The organism is Pseudomonas sp. COW5, from assembly GCF_026240005.1.
In the GTDB taxonomy this organism is placed as follows: Bacteria; Pseudomonadota; Gammaproteobacteria; order Pseudomonadales; family Pseudomonadaceae; genus Aquipseudomonas; species Aquipseudomonas kribbensis.
Map to the genome: position 1 here is coordinate 5,114,264 of NZ_JAPHVP010000001.1, position 17,077 is coordinate 5,131,340.

At 61.6% G+C, this 17,077-nt stretch carries 16 protein-coding genes; 10 read left to right on the forward strand and 6 right to left on the reverse strand.

What is annotated here, in order from left to right; translation table 11 throughout:
• Positions 1-8: 8 nt before the first annotated feature.
• From OQ248_RS23480 to OQ248_RS23495, 4 genes are read right to left on the reverse strand one after another with little or no spacing between them, the layout of a single operon-like run.
• The gene (locus OQ248_RS23480; protein WP_085711335.1) at positions 9-494 is read right to left on the reverse strand and encodes a flavin reductase family protein; all 486 of its coding nucleotides are present in this window, start codon (positions 492-494) and stop codon (positions 9-11) included.
• 12 nt (positions 495-506) lie between these two features.
• Positions 507-1,988, reverse strand: a complete 1,482-nt coding sequence (locus OQ248_RS23485) for an aldehyde dehydrogenase (protein ID WP_265814180.1) — start codon at positions 1,986-1,988, stop codon at positions 507-509.
• On the reverse strand, positions 1,985-2,818 hold the full coding sequence (locus OQ248_RS23490) for an alpha/beta fold hydrolase (protein ID WP_114883599.1): 834 nt from the start codon (positions 2,816-2,818) through the stop codon (positions 1,985-1,987). Before OQ248_RS23490 ends, OQ248_RS23485 begins: the two co-directional genes overlap by 4 nt.
• Positions 2,819-2,849: 31 nt before the next feature.
• Positions 2,850-3,440 (reverse strand): amino acid synthesis family protein, encoded by a 591-nt coding sequence (locus OQ248_RS23495; protein WP_007957412.1) that lies wholly within the window; start codon positions 3,438-3,440, stop codon positions 2,850-2,852.
• 325 nt (positions 3,441-3,765) lie between these two features.
• On the opposite strand from OQ248_RS23495, the gene OQ248_RS23500 reads away from it, so the two are divergent.
• Positions 3,766-4,794 (forward strand): YCF48-related protein, encoded by a 1,029-nt coding sequence (locus OQ248_RS23500; protein ID WP_085711333.1) that lies wholly within the window; start codon positions 3,766-3,768, stop codon positions 4,792-4,794.
• Positions 4,795-4,822: 28 nt separating this feature from the next.
• Positions 4,823-7,207 carry an RND family transporter gene (locus OQ248_RS23505; RefSeq protein ID WP_265814181.1) on the forward strand — a complete coding sequence of 795 codons (2,385 nt, stop codon included), beginning with the start codon at positions 4,823-4,825 and terminating at the stop codon, positions 7,205-7,207.
• Between the two features lie 262 nt (positions 7,208-7,469).
• Here OQ248_RS23505 and OQ248_RS23510 read toward each other — a convergent pair whose 3' ends face one another.
• Both OQ248_RS23510 and OQ248_RS23515 read right to left on the reverse strand, forming a co-directional pair.
• Positions 7,470-8,189 carry a FadR/GntR family transcriptional regulator gene (locus tag OQ248_RS23510; RefSeq protein WP_248741915.1) on the reverse strand — a complete coding sequence of 240 codons (720 nt, stop codon included), beginning with the start codon at positions 8,187-8,189 and terminating at the stop codon, positions 7,470-7,472.
• A 187-nt stretch (positions 8,190-8,376) separates the two neighbouring features.
• On the reverse strand, positions 8,377-10,113 hold the full coding sequence (locus OQ248_RS23515) for an IlvD/Edd family dehydratase (RefSeq protein ID WP_265814182.1): 1,737 nt from the start codon (positions 10,111-10,113) through the stop codon (positions 8,377-8,379).
• A 193-nt stretch (positions 10,114-10,306) separates the two neighbouring features.
• Between OQ248_RS23515 and OQ248_RS23520 the strand changes: the two genes are divergently transcribed.
• The 8 genes from OQ248_RS23520 to OQ248_RS23555 all read left to right on the forward strand — a co-directional run bounded on the left by OQ248_RS23520 (position 10,307) and on the right by OQ248_RS23555 (position 17,073).
• Positions 10,307-11,629, forward strand: a complete 1,323-nt coding sequence (locus tag OQ248_RS23520) for an MFS transporter (RefSeq protein ID WP_134826448.1) — start codon at positions 10,307-10,309, stop codon at positions 11,627-11,629.
• 158 nt (positions 11,630-11,787) lie between these two features.
• A complete protein-coding gene (gene araD1 / locus OQ248_RS23525) occupies positions 11,788-12,780 on the forward strand; it encodes an AraD1 family protein (protein ID WP_265814183.1) in 993 nt (330 codons plus the stop codon).
• Between the two features lie 9 nt (positions 12,781-12,789).
• Positions 12,790-14,370 carry an aldehyde dehydrogenase (NADP(+)) gene (locus OQ248_RS23530; protein WP_265814184.1) on the forward strand — a complete coding sequence of 527 codons (1,581 nt, stop codon included), beginning with the start codon at positions 12,790-12,792 and terminating at the stop codon, positions 14,368-14,370.
• A 165-nt stretch (positions 14,371-14,535) separates the two neighbouring features.
• Positions 14,536-14,844 (forward strand): DUF5629 family protein, encoded by a 309-nt coding sequence (locus tag OQ248_RS23535; protein WP_119426295.1) that lies wholly within the window; start codon positions 14,536-14,538, stop codon positions 14,842-14,844.
• The gene (locus OQ248_RS23540; protein ID WP_265814185.1) at positions 14,841-16,016 is read left to right on the forward strand and encodes a lactonase family protein; all 1,176 of its coding nucleotides are present in this window, start codon (positions 14,841-14,843) and stop codon (positions 16,014-16,016) included. Before OQ248_RS23535 ends, OQ248_RS23540 begins: the two co-directional genes overlap by 4 nt.
• A 156-nt stretch (positions 16,017-16,172) precedes the next feature.
• Positions 16,173-16,352, forward strand: coding sequence for a hypothetical protein (locus OQ248_RS23545; protein ID WP_007941320.1), 180 nt, complete (start codon positions 16,173-16,175; stop codon positions 16,350-16,352).
• Between the two features lie 254 nt (positions 16,353-16,606).
• Complete coding sequence (locus tag OQ248_RS23550) at positions 16,607-16,819, forward strand: hypothetical protein (RefSeq protein ID WP_265814186.1); 213 nt, start codon at positions 16,607-16,609, stop codon at positions 16,817-16,819.
• Positions 16,816-17,073 carry a hypothetical protein gene (locus tag OQ248_RS23555; protein ID WP_085711324.1) on the forward strand — a complete coding sequence of 86 codons (258 nt, stop codon included), beginning with the start codon at positions 16,816-16,818 and terminating at the stop codon, positions 17,071-17,073. Before OQ248_RS23550 ends, OQ248_RS23555 begins: the two co-directional genes overlap by 4 nt.
• The last annotated feature ends 4 nt before the right edge of the window (positions 17,074-17,077 follow it).

The window sequence follows — 17,077 nt, forward strand, 5'->3', positions numbered from 1 at the left end:
TGAATCTCTCAGCCCAGTGTCGGCAACGCGCCGAGCTTGCCCTTGTGATAAATCATCGGCGTCACCGGTTGCGCCGGCAGGATCAGGTTCTTCACCGCACCAACGATGATCGCGTGATCGCCACCGTCGTATTCGCGCCACAACTCGCACTCGATGATCGCCGTGGCCTTGGCGAGGATCGGGTTACCCAGTTCGCTCAGGTGCCAGTCGATACCGTTGGCCTTGTCCTTGCCTTTGCCGGCGAAGGCGTAGGCCTCTGCGGTCTGGTCGGCGGACAGCAAATGAATCGCGAAGCGCTTGCTGTCGCGCAGCACCGGGTAGGTGTCGGAGGCGTAGTTGGGGCAGAACAGCACCAGGGCCGGATCAATCGACAGCGCACTGAAAGCGCTGGCGGTGATCCCGACGATGCCGCCGTCCGGGTCGAGGGTGGTGACCACCGTGACCCCGGACGGAAACGAGCTCATGACGTCTTTGTAAATGCCGGGTTCGATCATGTCGCAGGACTCCTAGCGCATCACAAACGGATCAGGCATCGGTGCCTGAGAGAGGTTGATCCACACCGTTTTCAGTTCGGTGTAGGCCAGCACCGAATCGATGCCGCTTTCGCGTCCATAGCCACTGTTCTTGAAGCCGCCGATCGGTGCCATCGCCGACACCGCGCGGTAGGTGTTGACCCAGATGATCCCCGAGCGCACGTCACGGGCCAGACGATGGGCGCGGCCCAGGTCGCGGGTCCAGATGCCGGCTGCGAGGCCGAACTGCGAGTCGTTGGCAATCGCCAGCGCTTCGGCTTCGTCCTTGAAGCGGATGACCGAAGCCACCGGACCGAACACTTCTTCCTGCATGATCTTCATCGAATTGCGGTCGCATTCGAATAGCGTCGGTTCGTAGAACCAGCCGTCACCGACGCCACTCGGCCGCTTGCCACCCAGACGCAGGCGCGCACCTTCGGCGATGGCATCGGCCACCAGACCTTCGACCACCGCCAGTTGCTGCGCGGTGGCCATCGGGCCCATTTCGCTGCTGTCGTCCTGCGGGTTGCCGATGCGGATGCGCTGGGCGCGCTCTACCAGCCGGCTGACGAATTCGTCGTAGATCTCGTCCTGCACCAGCAGTCGCGAACCGGATACACAGCTCTGGCCGGACGCCGCATAAATCCCGGCGATGGCGCCGTTGATCGCGCTGTCGAGATCGGCGTCGGCGAAGATGATGTTCGGCGACTTGCCGCCCAGTTCCAGCGACAGCTTGGCGAAGTTCTCGGCGCTGCTGCGCACCACATGCCGGGCCGTGGCCGCGCCGCCGGTGAAGGCGATTTTGCGGATCAGCGGATGGCGGGTGAGGGCAGCGCCAGTGCTCGGGCCGTAACCGGTGACGACGTTGACCACGCCCGGCGGAATTCCGGCTTCGAGGGCCAGGCGCGCCAGTTCGAGAATGGTCGCCGAGGCGTGCTCGGACGGCTTGATCACGATGGTGTTGCCGGCGGCCAGGGCTGGCGCCAGTTTGATCGCGGTCAGATAAAGCGGGCTGTTCCACGGAATGATCGCGGCGACCACACCCATGGCTTCGTGCACGGTGTAGGCAAACAGATCGGGCTTGTCCAGCGGCAGGGTGCCGCCTTCGAGCTTGTCGGCAAGGCCGGCGGTGTAGTGGAAAAACTCCGGCAGATAACCGACCTGACCCCGGGTTTCGCGGATCAGTTTGCCGTTGTCGCGGCTTTCCAGCTGCGCCAGTTGTTCCTTGTTTTCAGCGATCAGGTCACCGAGACGACGCAGCAGTTTGCCGCGCGCGGTGGCGGTCAGGCCGCGCCACGCCGGGCTGTCGAAGGCGGTTTGCGCGGCTTGCACGGCGCGTTCGACATCGGCCTCATTGGCGTCGGGCAGTTCGGCCCAAGGCTCGGCCAGTGCCGGGTTGAGGCTTTCGAAAGTCTTGCCGGAGAGGGCGTCGACCCATTCTCCGCCGATGCACATCTGGAAGCGTGCGAGTGTCATGCAACGATCCCCTTTATATGGTTTTGTCGGGCGTGTGCGGTTTCGAGAAATTCCAGCAGCGTCTGGTTCACCAGCCGAGGCGACTCTACCGGCATCATATGCCGTTGCTCGGGCAGCACGGCAACCTTCGCGCCGGGAATGCGCGCGGCCAGTTGCTCGGCCATTTCCGGGGTCGATCCGGGATCCAGCTCGCCGGTGGCGATCAGCGTCGGCGCCTGGATGCTGCCCAGATCGTCGGCGCGGTACATGTCCTGGGTGGCGAACAATTCGTAAGTGGTCAGGTAACCCTGCGGGTCATTGCCGGCGAGGGTCTGGCGGATCGCGGCGATCTGCGCCGGGTTAGCCGCCTGATACTCACGGCTGAACCAGCGCGACAGTGCCGCTTCGGCATTCGCATCCGGCCCGTGTTCGGCAGCTTGGGCGGTGCGGGCGATGACGCCGGCACGCTGCTCTTCGCTGCGGTTGAACACGCTGTTGAGCACCACCAGGCTTTTCAGGCGTTCCGGGTAATGCAGGGCAAAGGCCCGCGCCACCAGACCGCCCATGGAAAAACCGATCACCGATGCCAGCGGCAATTGCAGGTGGTCGAGCAGCTCCAGCAACTGATCGGCATAACCGAGCAGGGCGGTGCCGCTGGCCGGACGCGGGCTGGCGCCATGGCCGAGCATGTCGTAGGCGATCACCCGGTATTGCGTGGCCAGGCCAACGATCTGGCCGCCCCACATTTCTTTGTTCAGGCCCACGCCGTGGATTAACACCACGGGGTGGCCCTGGCCGGTCGCCAGATAACTGGTGCCGGCCGGGGTGAGTTCAGCGGTAGGCCGAATCATGGAGCGCTCCTGCAATGCCTTTTTATTGTGATTACTGGGCTTTTTCGGCAGCCAGTTCTTCCAGATCGATGTAGCGGTTGCCGATGCGCGGGTGCAGGCGACCACCGTCGGCGCAACCGAGCACCACGACGATTTCGTCGGCGCGCGGAGCGTCTTCGATCTGCATTTCCAGGGTGATGTAGTGCGAGCGCAGGCCTTCGTCATCCTTGTGCATCATCGGGATCTGGATCGAAGTGCCCGGACCGCCGCGCTTGTTGGTGAAGCTCAGGTAGCTCTTGGCCTTGACCGCTTCGCGGTAGTGATTGCCGAAGCGCAGGGTGTGGATCACCGCCGAGGCGTGCTCGATTTCGCCATCGGCGCCGACCACCGCAGCCTTGCCGTAAGCCTCGATCTTCTCGGCGCCGCCGATGATGCCCACCAGACGCTCGACCATCATCGCGCCGAGGTCGGAGCAATTGGCGCGGATCTGCGGCTTGAGGTCTTCGACAAAGCCGTTGCCGACCCACGGGTTCTTCATCACGACGGCCAGGCCAACCATGGTCACCGGGGTGTCGGACGCCTTGCCGCCTTCAATGAAGGTCTCTTCGACATAGCTGACGATCTTGCGAATTTCGAAACTCATGAGCTGCTCCGTAGGGGATAAAGAGTGTCTGTGCGTCTGATGGTATACCATAATACCGATCGTGCAAGTCCCCCACGCAAGATTCCCTTCCATCAGTCGGACGAATGCCCGCGCATTCAGCCGCCGCCGTAATCCCTTTCGGTTAACAAAAGATAACGTTGCGCCGATTGTCAGACGTTTCGAATGCCCGATAGGATGAGCCAGCTTCCGAAGTGGCTCTGGATTGCGGGTTTCAGGACTATGCTTCTGACCAGCCGTCGCCGGAGCACACTTGCGGCGCCCTTGAAGGCCGAATGGCCTAACAATAATAAATAGGGGAAGGTCTATGAGTCGTTGCCGCCCGCCGGCGTTACGCAACACCGCGTTGCTGGCCACAGCACTCTCTCTGCTGGGCTTTGCCACCTTGTCGGCGCCTGTCCTGGCTGCCGAAGCGCCCGCCGACGTGGTCTACGCCATCGAATCGGCCAAGGCCCCGAAAAGCCTGATGCTCGATGTCGTTCACGCCGGTTCACGGCTGGTGGCGGTCGGGGATCGCGGGCACATTCTCTACTCCGACGACCAGGGCAAGTCCTGGACCCAGGCCAAGGTGCCGAGCCGTCAGTTGCTGACGGCTGTTTATTTCGTCGACGACAAGCACGGCTGGGCCGTCGGCCATGACGCGCAGATTCTCGCCAGCGAAGACGGCGGCCAGACCTGGACCAAACAGTTCGAAGACCTCAAGCGCGAATCGCCGTTGCTCGACCTCTGGTTCAAGGACCTCAACAACGGCCTGGCCGTGGGGGCCTACGGCGCCTTGCTGGAAACCACTGACGGTGGCAAGAACTGGCAAGACGTCAGCGACCGCCTCGACAACCAGGACCAGTTCCACCTCAACGCCATCGCCGCCGTCAAGGACGCCGGGCTGTTCATCGTGGGTGAACAGGGCGCGATGTTCCGCTCCGCCGACTGGGGCCAGACCTGGGAAAAAATCGAAGGCCCGTACCAAGGCTCGCTGTTTGGTGTGATCGGCACCGCCCAGCCTTCCACACTGCTGGCCTACGGGCTGCGCGGCAACCTCTACCGCTCCACCGATTTCGGCAGCACCTGGCAGCAGGTCGAACTCAAGGCTGCGCGCGGTGCGCTGGAATTCGGCCTGTCAGGCGCCACGCGGCTTGACGACGGCTCCATCATCATCGTCGGCAACGGCGGCACAGTGATCAGCAGCAGCGACAACGGCGAAACCTTCAGCGTGTTCAACCGCCCGGATCGCATCTCGCTGTCGTCGGTCACCGCCGCCGGCAACGGCAATCTGATCCTGAGCGGGCAGGGTGGCGTCCACACCACCACGCCAAACGGCACCGAGCTGGGCAAATGAGCCGAATCAATAATAAGAAGGCGGGGCTATGACTTCCTTGAGCACTCATCATCAGGACAAGGCGACGTTCCTCGAGCGCCTGATCTTCAACAACCGCCCGGCAGTGATCGTGATCTGCCTGCTGGTCAGCATTTTCCTGTTCTGGCAGGCGACGCTGATCCGCCCGTCCACCAGCTTCGAAAAAATGATCCCGCTCAAGCATCCGTTCATCGAGAAGATGATGGAGCACCGCAACGATCTGACGAACCTGGGCAACACCGTACGCATTTCGGTGGAAGCCAAGGACGGTGACATCTTCTCCAGGGAATACATGGAGACCCTGCGCCAGATTAACGATGAGGTGTTCTACATCTCCGGCGTCGACCGTTCCGGCCTGAAGTCGCTGTGGAGCCCGAGCGTGCGCTGGACCGAAGTGACCGAGGAAGGTTTCGCTGGCGGTGAAGTGATCCCGCAGAGCTACGACGGCTCCCAGGACAGCCTCGACATGCTGCGCAACAACGTGCTCAAGTCGGGTCAGGTCGGGCGTCTGGTGGCCAACGACTTCAAGTCGAGCATCGTCGACATCCCGCTGCTGGAGTCCTACCCGGACCCGCAGGACCAGGGCAAGTTGCTGGCGCTGGACTACCGCCAGTTCTCCCATGAACTGGAAGACAAGATCCGCAACAAGTTCGAAGCGCAGAACCCCAACGTCAAGATCCACATCGTCGGTTTCGCCAAGAAGGTCGGTGACCTGATCGATGGTCTGGTGATGGTGGTGATGTTCTTCGGCATCGCCTTCGTCATCACCCTGATCCTGCTGCTGTGGTTCACCAACTGCCTGCGCAGTACCGTGGCGGTGTTGAGCACCACGCTGGTGGCGGTGGTCTGGCAACTGGGGTTGATGCACTTCTTCGGGTTCGGCCTCGATCCGTATTCGATGCTGGTGCCGTTCCTGATCTTTGCCATCGGGATTTCCCACGGCGTGCAGAAGATCAACGGTATCGCCCTGCAATCGAGCGAGGCGGACAACGCCCTGACCGCCGCGCGGCGCACCTTCCGGCAACTGTTCCTGCCGGGGATGATCGCGATTCTCGCGGATGCGGTGGGCTTCATCACGCTGCTGATCATCGACATCGGCGTGATCCGTGAGCTGGCCATCGGCGCGTCCATCGGCGTGGCGGTGATCGTGTTCACCAACCTGATCCTGCTGCCGGTGGCGATTTCCTATGTCGGCATCAGCAAGCGCGCCATCGCCAAGAGCAAGAAGGACGCGAACCGCGAGCACCCGTTCTGGCGCCTGCTGTCGAATTTCGCCAGCCCGAAAGTCGCACCGGTGTCCATCGCGCTGGCGCTGATCGCCTTCGGTGGTGGCCTCTGGTACAGCCAGAACCTGAAGATCGGCGACCTTGATCAGGGTGCGCCGGAACTGCGTCCGGACTCGCGCTACAACAAAGACAACAACTTCATCATCAACAACTATTCCACCAGCTCCGACGTACTGGTGGTGATGGTCAAGACCAAGTCCGAAGGCTGCTCGCGCTATGAAGCGATGGCGCCGATCGACGAGCTGATGTGGAAGATGCAGAACACCGAGGGCGTGCAATCGGCGATCTCGCTGGTGACCGTGTCCAAGCAGATGATCAAGGGCATGAACGAGGGCAACCTGAAATGGGAAACCCTGTCGCGCAACCCGGACGTGCTGAACAACTCCATCGCCCGTGCCGACGGTCTGTACAACAACAGTTGCTCGCTGGCGCCGGTGCTGGTGTTCCTCAACGACCACAAGGCGGAAACCCTGGACCGTGCGGTGAAAGCCGTGCAGGAGTTCGCCAAGGACAACAACAAGGACGGTCTGGAATTCATACTCGCGGCGGGTAACGCCGGGATCGAAGCAGCCACCAACGAAGTCATCAAACAGGCCGAACTGACCATCCTGGTGCTGGTGTACATCTGCGTGGCGGTGATGTGCATGATCACCTTCCGCTCGTGGGCAGCGACCCTGTGCATTGTTCTGCCGCTGGTGCTGACCTCGGTACTGGGCAACGCGCTGATGGCGTTCATGGGCATCGGCGTCAAAGTAGCGACGCTGCCGGTGGTGGCGCTGGGTGTGGGGATTGGCGTGGACTACGGCATCTACATCTACAGCCGTCTGGAAAGTTTCCTGCGTGCCGGCCTGCCGTTGCAGGAAGCCTATTACCAGACCCTGAAATCCACCGGTAAAGCGGTGCTGTTCACCGGCCTGTGCCTGGCCATCGGCGTGTGCACCTGGATCTTCTCGGCGATCAAGTTCCAGGCCGACATGGGCCTGATGCTGACCTTCATGCTGTTGTGGAACATGTTCGGTGCGCTGTGGCTGCTGCCGGCACTGGCCAAGTTCCTGATCAAGCCGGAGAAGCTGGCGGGGCAGAAGGGGAATTCTTTGTTTGCTCACTGATCGGCGAGCCTGAAACGACAAAGCCGGAACCTCAGGGTTGCGGCTTTTTTTGTGAGGCAAGATCAAAAGCCCCTCACCCTAGCCCTCTCCCGGAGGGAGAGGGAACCGATTGGGGGATATTGGAAAGATACACCGACTTGAACGATCCGCTTTGAATCCATAATCGACTCGGTCATTCAGGTCGATGTATGACGAAGAACAACTCGGTCAGTTCCCTCTCCCTCCGGGAGAGGGCTAGGGTGAGGGCAGGCGGACGAAAGACCTACGAAAGATCCGCCCCAAGCACAACACTCAACGCACTCCGCGCATCATCCAGCTGCACCAACGTCGCATGCCGAGCCCCCAACGCATCCCGGTTCTCGATGGCGGTCAGAATCGCCTTGTGCCGAGGCAACGCCAGTTCATGCAGATTCGGCCGTTGGTTCGAGTGCTTAAGCGCCTCGGCAATTGCTACCGACAGCATGTTGCACAAGTTCGCCAGCAAATCATTGTGGGTCGCATCGGCAATGCGGCTGTGGAAGTCCAGGTCCGGTTGCAGCAAGGCTTCCGGTGTCGGCGCGGCTTCCATGCGTTGGTAGGCTTCGCCGATGGCTGCGATGTCGGCATCGGTGGCGTGCTGGGCGGCGAGGGCGGCGGCGGCCGGTTCGATGATGCTGCGCACGCTGGTCAGCACGTTGAAGAATTCATTTTGCGGGCTGCTTTGCATCAGCCAGTGCAGTACGTCCGGGTCGAGCATGTGCCATTCACGGCGCGGCTTGACCACGGTGCCGACCCGCGGCTTCGAATACACCAGCCCCTTGGCCACCAGCACCCGCGTGGCTTCGCGCAACACCGGCCGACTGACCGCGTACTCCTCGCAGAGCAAGGCTTCGGCGGGCAGTTTGTCGTCGGGCAGAAAACGGCCGGAGACGATCTGCATGCCCAGTTCCTGGACGATGCGCGAGTGCATGCTTTTGCGGTCGGAAGGTTTGCGGTAATCCATGGGGAGCGGCACGATCCTGAGCGATGGAGATGCCGCGCATCATAGCAGGCACCACACAATCTTGAGGCAGATACACAAAGCAAATGTGGGAGCGAGCTTGCTCGCGATAGCGGAGTGTCAGCCAACCTGGATGTTGAATGATAAATCGTAATCGCGAGCAAGCTCGCTCCCACAGGGAACGGCGGTATTAGTGGGAATGACGGGGCACTTCAGCACCTCGACAGCCGACAAGGAAATCAAAGTCGCAACCCTGATCCGCCTGCAGCACATGGTCGATATACAACTGACGATACCCACCCACCAGCAATTGCTGTGGTGGTTGCAGATCCGCCATGCGCGCCGCCAGTTCGGCGTCCGGAATATCCAGGTGCAGACGCCCGCTGGCGCAGTCCAGCTCGATCCAGTCGCCTTCCTTCACCACCGCCAACGGCCCGCCGGCCGCCGCTTCCGGGGCGACGTGCAACACGACGGTGCCGTACGCCGTGCCGCTCATGCGTGCATCGGAGATGCGCACCATGTCGGTCAAGCCCTGGGCCAGCAGCTTGGCCGGCAAGCCCATGTTGCCGACTTCGGCCATGCCCGGATAACCCTTCGGCCCGCAGTTTTTCATCACCAGAATCGAGTTCGCATCGACGTCCAGTTCCGGGTCGTTGATGCGCGCCTTGTACATATCGAAGTTCTCGAACACCACGGCGCGGCCACGGTGCTGCATCAACTCCGGCGTGGCGGCTGATGGCTTGAGCACCGCACCCAGTGGCGCCAGGTTGCCGCGCAACACGCAGATCCCGCCGTCGGCGCGGATCGGATTGTCGAGGGTTCGGATCACCTGGTCTTCGCCGTAGATCGGTGCGTCTTTGGTGTTCTCGCCAATGGATCTGCCGTTGACGGTCAGCGCGTCCGGATTCGGAATCAGATTGGCCTCGCCGAGGCGGCGCAGTACCGCAGGCAAGCCGCCGGCGTAATAGAACTCTTCCATCAGGAAACGCCCGGACGGCTGCAGGTCGACAATGGTCGGCATGCCGCGACCGATGCGGGTCCAGTCGTCCAGATCCAGCTCGACACCAATGCGCCCGGCGATGGCTTTGAGGTGAATCACCGCGTTGGTCGAACCGCCAATCGCTGCGTTGACCCGGATCGCGTTTTCGAAGGCCTCCTTGGTGAGGATCTTCGACAGCTTCAAGTCTTCACGCACCATCTCGACCGCACGCATGCCGGACATGTGCGCCAGCACGTAACGCCGCGCATCCACCGCCGGAATCGCCGCGTTGTGCGGCAGGGAAGTGCCCAGTGCTTCGGCCATGCAGGCCATGGTCGACGCGGTGCCCATGGTGTTGCAGGTACCGGCCGAGCGGGACATGCCGCCCTCGGCCGCCAAGAAGTCGTCGATGGTGATGGTGCCGGCCTTGACCTGTTCGCTGAGCTGCCAGACCACGGTGCCGGAGCCGATGTCCTTGCCCTTGTGCTTGCCGTTGAGCATCGGCCCGCCGGTGACGACGATGGCCGGCACGTCGCAACTGGCCGCGCCCATCAGCAGGGCCGGGGTGGTCTTGTCGCAACCGGTCAGCAACACCACGCCGTCAATCGGATTGCCGCGAATTGCTTCCTCGACGTCCATGCTCGCCAGATTGCGGGTGAGCATGGCGGTCGGGCGCAGGTTCGATTCACCGTTGGAGAACACCGGGAATTCCACCGGAAAACCACCAGCCTCGATCACCCCGCGTTTGACGTGCTCTGCAATCTGGCGGAAGTGCGCGTTGCACGGGGTCAGTTCCGACCAGGTGTTGCAGATGCCGATGATCGGCTTGCCATGGAACTGATGGTCGGCGATGCCCTGATTCTTCATCCAGCTGCGGTACATGAAGCCGTTCTTGTCGGCCGTGCCGAACCATTGGGCGGAGCGCAGGGTGGGTTGCTTATCAGACATGATCGATTCTCTTATTGTAAGACTATTGTTTGCGAGCTTCGGCTAAACATAAGCGCAAAATCGACGCTTTGGAAGTGTTGTTGGGTAATTAGTATTACTATATAGTCGTTTTCGATTGAGGGATGGCCCTGACGATTTTTCGCGAGAGGCGTCCCCGCAGGTTCCATAAAAACAACAATCGGAGACCGATCCCATGAGCCAGGAACTGCGGCTTGTCCGGCGCATCACGCTGAAACTGATTCCCTTCCTGATCCTGCTGTACCTGATCGCCTATGTGGATCGCTCCGCCGTCGGCTTCGCCAAGCTGCACATGGGCGCCGACATCGGCATCGGCGATGCCGCCTACGGCCTCGGTGCCGGGCTGTTTTTCATTGGCTACTTTCTGCTGGAAATCCCCAGCAACCTGATGCTCGAACGCTTCGGTGCGCGGCGCTGGTTCGCGCGGATCATGATCACCTGGGGCGCCATCACCATCGGCATGGCCTTCGTCCAGGGTCCGCACAGTTTCTACGTAATGCGCTTTCTGCTCGGCGCGGCGGAAGCGGGGTTCTTTCCCGGCGTCCTGTACTACATCACCCAATGGTTCCCGGTGCGCCATCGCGGCAAGATCCTCGGGCTGTTCATCCTGTCCCAACCCATCGCGATGATGATCACCGGCCCCGTGTCCGGCGGCTTGCTGGGCATGGACGGCATTCTCGGTCTGCATGGCTGGCAGTGGCTGTTCATCGTCATCGGCACCCCGGCGATCCTGCTGACCTGGCCGGTATTGCGCTGGCTGCCGGATGGCCCGCAGCAAGTGAAATGGATGGACCAGGCCGAGAAAGACTGGCTGACCGGTGAGCTGAAAAAGGATCTGCAGGAATACGGCCAGACCCGCCACGGCAATCCGCTGCATGCGCTGAAAGACAAACGTGTGCTGCTGCTGGCGCTGTTCTACCTGCCGGTGACCCTGAGCATCTACGGACTTGGCCTGTGGCTGCCGACCCTGATCAAACAGTTCGGCGGCAGCGATCTGGTGACCGGATTCGTGTCATCGGTGCCGTACATCTTCGGCATCGTCGGGTTGCTGATCGTGCCGCGCAGTTCCGACCGCATGAATGATCGCTACGGGCATCTGGCGGTGCTTTACGTGCTGGGCGCCCTTGGCCTGTTTCTCAGCGCCTGGCTGTCCTTGCCGGTGGCGCAACTGGCGGCGTTGTGTCTGGTGGCGTTCGCGCTGTTTTCTTGCACGGCGGTGTTCTGGACCTTGCCGGGGCGGTTCTTTGCCGGCGCCAGTGCGGCGGCAGGGATCGCATTGATCAACTCGGTGGGCAACCTCGGCGGCTACATCGGCCCGTTCGTGATCGGCGCGTTGAAGGAATACACCGGCAACCTCGCTTCGGGCCTGTACTTCCTGTCCGGCGTGATGGTGTTCGGGTTGATTTTGACGGGCGTCGTCTATCGCTTGCTGGAGCGCAAACATGTGCTGCCGGTCGAGCAGTTTGCGGCGAGTGCACGCGGTGCCACCCGAACCTGAATCTGCCGAACCATACACAACCTATGTGGGAGCGGGCTTGCTCGCGAATGCGCTGGTTCAGCCACCCTCACAGTTGAATGACACACCGCTTTCGCGAGCAAGCCCGCTCCCACATAGGGACGGCGCCGAACTCAGGATTTGTATAGAGGAGAGGATTTATGCATCTGGTTCAATTCGAATTGAGTAACGGCGAGCGCCGTGTCGGGGTGGTCGAGGGCGGTCTGGTGCGCGAAGTGCAGGATGCGCGTACGGTTCGTGATCTGGCACTGGCGGCGATTGAAGCCGGCAGCACCCTCGCGCAACAAGTGCAATCCCTCGGCCTCGGTATCAGCCACGATTACGCGCAGTTGCTTAAAAACCTGTGCATCCTGCCGCCGCTGGACCACCCGGACCCCGCGCACCTGCTGGTCAGCGGCACCGGCCTCACGCACCTCGGCAGCGCCTCGGCCCGGGACAAGATGCACCAGCAGGCCGGCGACGAAGCGGCGATGACCGACACCATGCGCATCTTCAAGTGGGGCGTGGAGGGCGGCAAACCGGTGGCGGGGCAGGCCGGGGTGCAACCGGAGTGGTTCTACAAGGGCGACGGCAGCATTGTCGTGCGTCCCGGTCAGCCGTTCCCGTTGCCGCCGTTTGCCGAAGACGCCGGCGAAGAGCCAGAGATGGCCGGCCTCTACGTCATCGGCCACGACGGCAAGCCGTATCGCCTCGGTTTCGCGGTGGGCAACGAGTTCTCCGATCACGTCATGGAGCGCAAGAACTACCTGTACCTGGCTCACTCGAAACTGCGCAGTTGCAGCTACGGCCCGGAGCTGCGCGTCGGTGAATTGCCGCAACATCTGGCCGGCACCAGCCGTATCCTGCGCGACGGTGAAGTGCTGTGGCAGAACGAGTTCCTCAGCGGCGAGGCCAACATGTGCCACAGCCTGGCGAACCTCGAATACCACCACTTCAAGTACAGCCAGTTCCTGCGTCCGGGTGACGTGCACATTCATTTCTTCGGCACCGCGACTCTGTCGTTCGCCGATAGCATCCGCACTCAGCCGGGCGATGTGTTCGAGATCAGTCAGGCCGAATTCGGTGCGCCGCTGATCAACGGCATCGCACCGGTTGAAGCGGTTTTCCAACCGGACAGCATCGGCACCCTTTAAGGAGATCCCATGACTCAGATTCTCGGTCACAACTACATCGGCGGGCGTCGCAGCGCGGCGGGCAGCGTCAAGCTGCAGAGCATCGACGCCACGACGGGCGAGGCGCTCCCTCACGATTTCATTCAGGCGACGCTGGAGGAAGTGGACGCCGCCGCGAAATCTGCCGCTTCTGCCTACCCGGCTTATCGCAGCTTGAGCGCCGAACGACGCGCGCAGTTCCTCGATGCCATCGCCGATGAGCTGGATGCGCTGGGCGATGAATTCGTCGCCGTGGTTTGCCGCGAAACCGCGCTGCCTGCCGGGCGGATTCAGGGTGAGCGTGGCCGCACCAGTGGCCAGATGCGGCTGTTTGCCAAAGTTCTTCGGCGTGGTGATTTCTATGGTGCGCGCATCGACCTGCCGCTGCCGGATCGCCAGCCGTTGCCACGTCCGGATCTGCGCCAGTACCGCATCGGCCTCGGGCCTGTGGCGGTGTTCGGTGCCAGTAACTTTCCGCTGGCATTCTCCACCGCCGGCGGCGACACCGCCTCAGCGCTGGCCGCCGGTTGCCCGGTGGTGTTCAAGGCCCACAGCGGCCACATGACCACGGCCGAATTCGTGGCTGACGCGGTGATTCGTGCAGCAGAGAAAACCGCGATGCCGGCCGGTGTGTTCAACATGATCTATGGCGGTGGCGTCGGCGAGTGGCTGGTCAAGCATCCGGCAATTCAAGCTGTCGGTTTCACCGGGTCGCTGAAGGGCGGACGGGCGTTGGGCGACATGGCCGCCGCGCGTCCACAGCCGATTCCTGTGTTCGCCGAGATGTCGAGCATCAACCCGGTGATTGTGTTGCCCCAGGCCCTGGCCGTGCGTTCGGAAACCGTCGCCCGTGATCTGACCGCTTCGGTGGTGCAGGGCTGTGGTCAGTTCTGTACCAACCCTGGCCTGGTGATCGGCATTCGTTCGCCGCAGTTCACGGCGTTCGTTGAGCAAGTCGCTGCGCTGATCGGCGATCAACCGGCGCAAACCATGCTCAATGCCGGGACCCTTGGCAGCTACGGCAAAGGTCTGGAAAAACTCTTGGCGCATGCCGGCATCGAGCATCTGGCCGGCAACCCGCAGCAGGGCAATCAGGCGCAGCCGCAGTTGTTCAGGGCCGATGCCAGCCTGTTGACCGATGGCGATGAAGTGCTGCAGGAAGAAGTGTTCGGCCCGACCACGGTGGTCGTCGAAGTGGCGGATCAGACGCAATTGAGTGCGGCGCTGCATGGTCTGCATGGGCAACTCACCGCGACGATCATCGGCGAGCCGGCAGACTTCGTGCAGTTCCCGGAACTGACGCCGTTGCTGGAGCAGAAGGTCGGGCGGATCCTGCTCAATGGCTATCCTACCGGTGTCGAGGTGTGTGATTCGATGGTTCACGGCGGGCCGTATCCGGCAACGTCCGATGCTCGCGGCACCTCGGTCGGCACCCTGGCCATTGATCGTTTCCTGCGCCCGGTGTGCTTCCAGAACTACCCCGACAGCCTGCTGCCGGAACCGTTGAAAAACGCCAACCCGCTGCGGATTCAGCGACTGGTGGATGGCAAGCCATCGCGCGAGGCCCTCTAAGCCATACCGAGATCCCTGTGGGAGCGAGCCTGCTCGCGAAGGCGGCTGTCCAGTCACTAGTTGATTGCCTGACACTCCGTATTCGCGAGCAAGCTCGCTCCCACAAGGGCTCAGTGGCTGCTTTGAGCTATCATTGCCACTTTCCCCCTGAAAGACATGATCGACATGACTGCCGTACCAGACACCCTTCTCAACGCCCTCGAACACTGCGGTATGGTCGAAATCGACGGCCTGCACGCCTTCGAATTCGCCCTCGATGAAGACGACAACCTGCATATCGAGTGCATCGATGGCCGAACGGCCAGGCATTGGGAGTTCACACCGGCCCAGGTTGAAGCGGCGACGTTTGACCAGGACCTGCAGAGCTGGTTGATCATCGGTTTTGCCAGCGACACCAAAACCGTCGGCGAACACCGTCTGGTCTGCCTCGGTGATGTACTCAGCAGCGCCGACGACGAGGATGAAACCGAATGAACATGCGTAAACTCTGGCCGTTGCTGATGGCCGGCAGCGTCGGTGCGATGGGCCTGTCCAGTGCCTCGGCCGAAAGCTTCCAGTTGCTGGTCGGCTCCTACACCGCCGGCACCAGCCAGGGCATCTACCGGATGAACTTCGACAGCGCCACCGGCCAGATCGACGCCAAGCCGCTGCAGGTGATCAAGAGCGAAAATCCGTCGTGGCTGACCCTGTCCAAGGATCAGCACCGGGTGTTCGTGGTCAACGAAAACGGTCCGGGCCAGAAAGACCCGGTCGGTCGCGTCAGCAGCTATTCGATCGATCCCAAGACCCACGCCCTGACCCTGATCAATCAGGTGCAGAGCCTGGGCAACGAGCCGACCCATTCGAGCCTCAGCGGCGACGCCAGCCATCTGTTCGTCAGCAACTACTCCGTGGTTGAAGATCCGGGCGGCACCCTCGCGGTGTTGCCGGTGGGCAGCGACGGCAAACTCAAACCAGTGGTGCAGATGAGCGCGCACCCGGCGAGCCGGGTCAACCCCGAGCGTCAGGCCTCGAACCACGTGCACTCGACGATTTCCTCGCCGGACGGCCGTTATGTGTTCTCCAACGACCTGGGCGCAGACAAAGTCTTCATCTATCAATTCGACCCGAAAGCCAACCCGGACTTGCCGTTGACTCCGGCGAAAACCGCTTCGGTGCAATTGCCACCGGGCAGCGGCCCGCGTCATCTGCTGTTCAGCGCTGACGGCAAACATGCCTGGCTGACCATGGAAATGAGCGCCCAGGTTGCCGTGTTCGACTACAAGGACGGCGTGCTGACCCAGACGCAAATGGTTGATCTGGCAGCCGGCCAGCCGACGTCGGACAAAGCCGCTGCGGCGTTGCACGCGTCCGCTGATGGCAAATTTCTTTACGTCAGCAACCGTGGCACCGCCAATCAGTTGCTGGTGTTCGCCATCGACCCGGCCAGCGGCCAGCTCAAGGAACTGCAGCGACGTTCGGTGGAAGGCGATCACCCGCGTGAGTTCAGCCTCGATCCAAGCGGCAAATTCCTGCTGATCGCCAACCAGAAAAGCAACCAGATTGTCGTGGTCGAACGCGACGGCAAGACCGGTCTGCTCGGCAAAACCGTGCAAAAACTGCCGATGGACGCCCCGAGCGACCTCAAGTTTCTCGTGCGTCAATAAGCCGCAGGCCCCGGTCTACGGGGCCTGACGCTTTGTATTAATCCTGCTGATAACAGGTAATGGTGCAAAGCATTTCAAGCGAGCAACCCTCGAGCGTTAAGTTTGCTTCACGGCCCAACCGGGCAAGCAAGCCAACCGAACACGAGGGTTACCGCCATGAACTTCAATCTCTTCTCCGTTATCGCCGCTTCTGCCATCTCCGCCACCGTTGCTCTGCCAGCCAGCGCCAACGTTGAAATCAGCGACAAAAAATCCCACACCCAGAGCTACACCCAGAAATACCTGCAACAGAGCGCCAACTTCTACGCCGCGCTGGATCACAAAGCCCAACACTGAAATTTCCGTCACGCCCTGGAACTGCCCAAGGCTGCGATCCTTTGATCTTGTTTATCAAAAGCAAAATCAAAAGATCGCAGCCTTGGGCAGTTTTTTACGTGCGCGGTATCAAGCGATAGGTATTTTCAAACGGCGAGATAGACCGGCTAAATAATCAACGAAGCTGATGGTTACTATGGCAAACGCTGAGTGGTTACCCCGGCTTTTTTGATTGATTCTGTGGGCGTCGAAACATTGTCCACGGAGCACACATCATGGCCAGTTCAATCATCACTTCCGCTAAACGCGGCGCCTACCTGGCCATCGGTCTGTACCTGGTCATGGTGCTGTTCGTCAGCCTCGCGTCCCAGTCGCAACACAGCTTCGATGCGCCGATCCAGGTCGCGCATCCCGGCGTCCAGTTCGAACTTCGCTCGCAAAGCGCAGCGGTGGATTCAGTCGAACTCGCGGGAGCCGTCGGAGCATGAAAGGCTACAGATTCTGGGTCATCGCCGGTCTGGCGATCATGACCAATGGCGCCTCCCTGCTGGGATTCGGCCAGGGCTCGGTCGGCGGGCTGGCCCGCGCCATAGAGGCCAACCACACCATCGCGCACAACATCGAACGGGCCAATGCGCTGGGGCTGCTGGCCGGCAATCCACCGGTGAAAACCGAAGTGAGTTTTCTCGGACCATTCCAAGTGGATTGCTCGGCCATCGGCATGTGCCAGGTACTGGCGTAAGGCG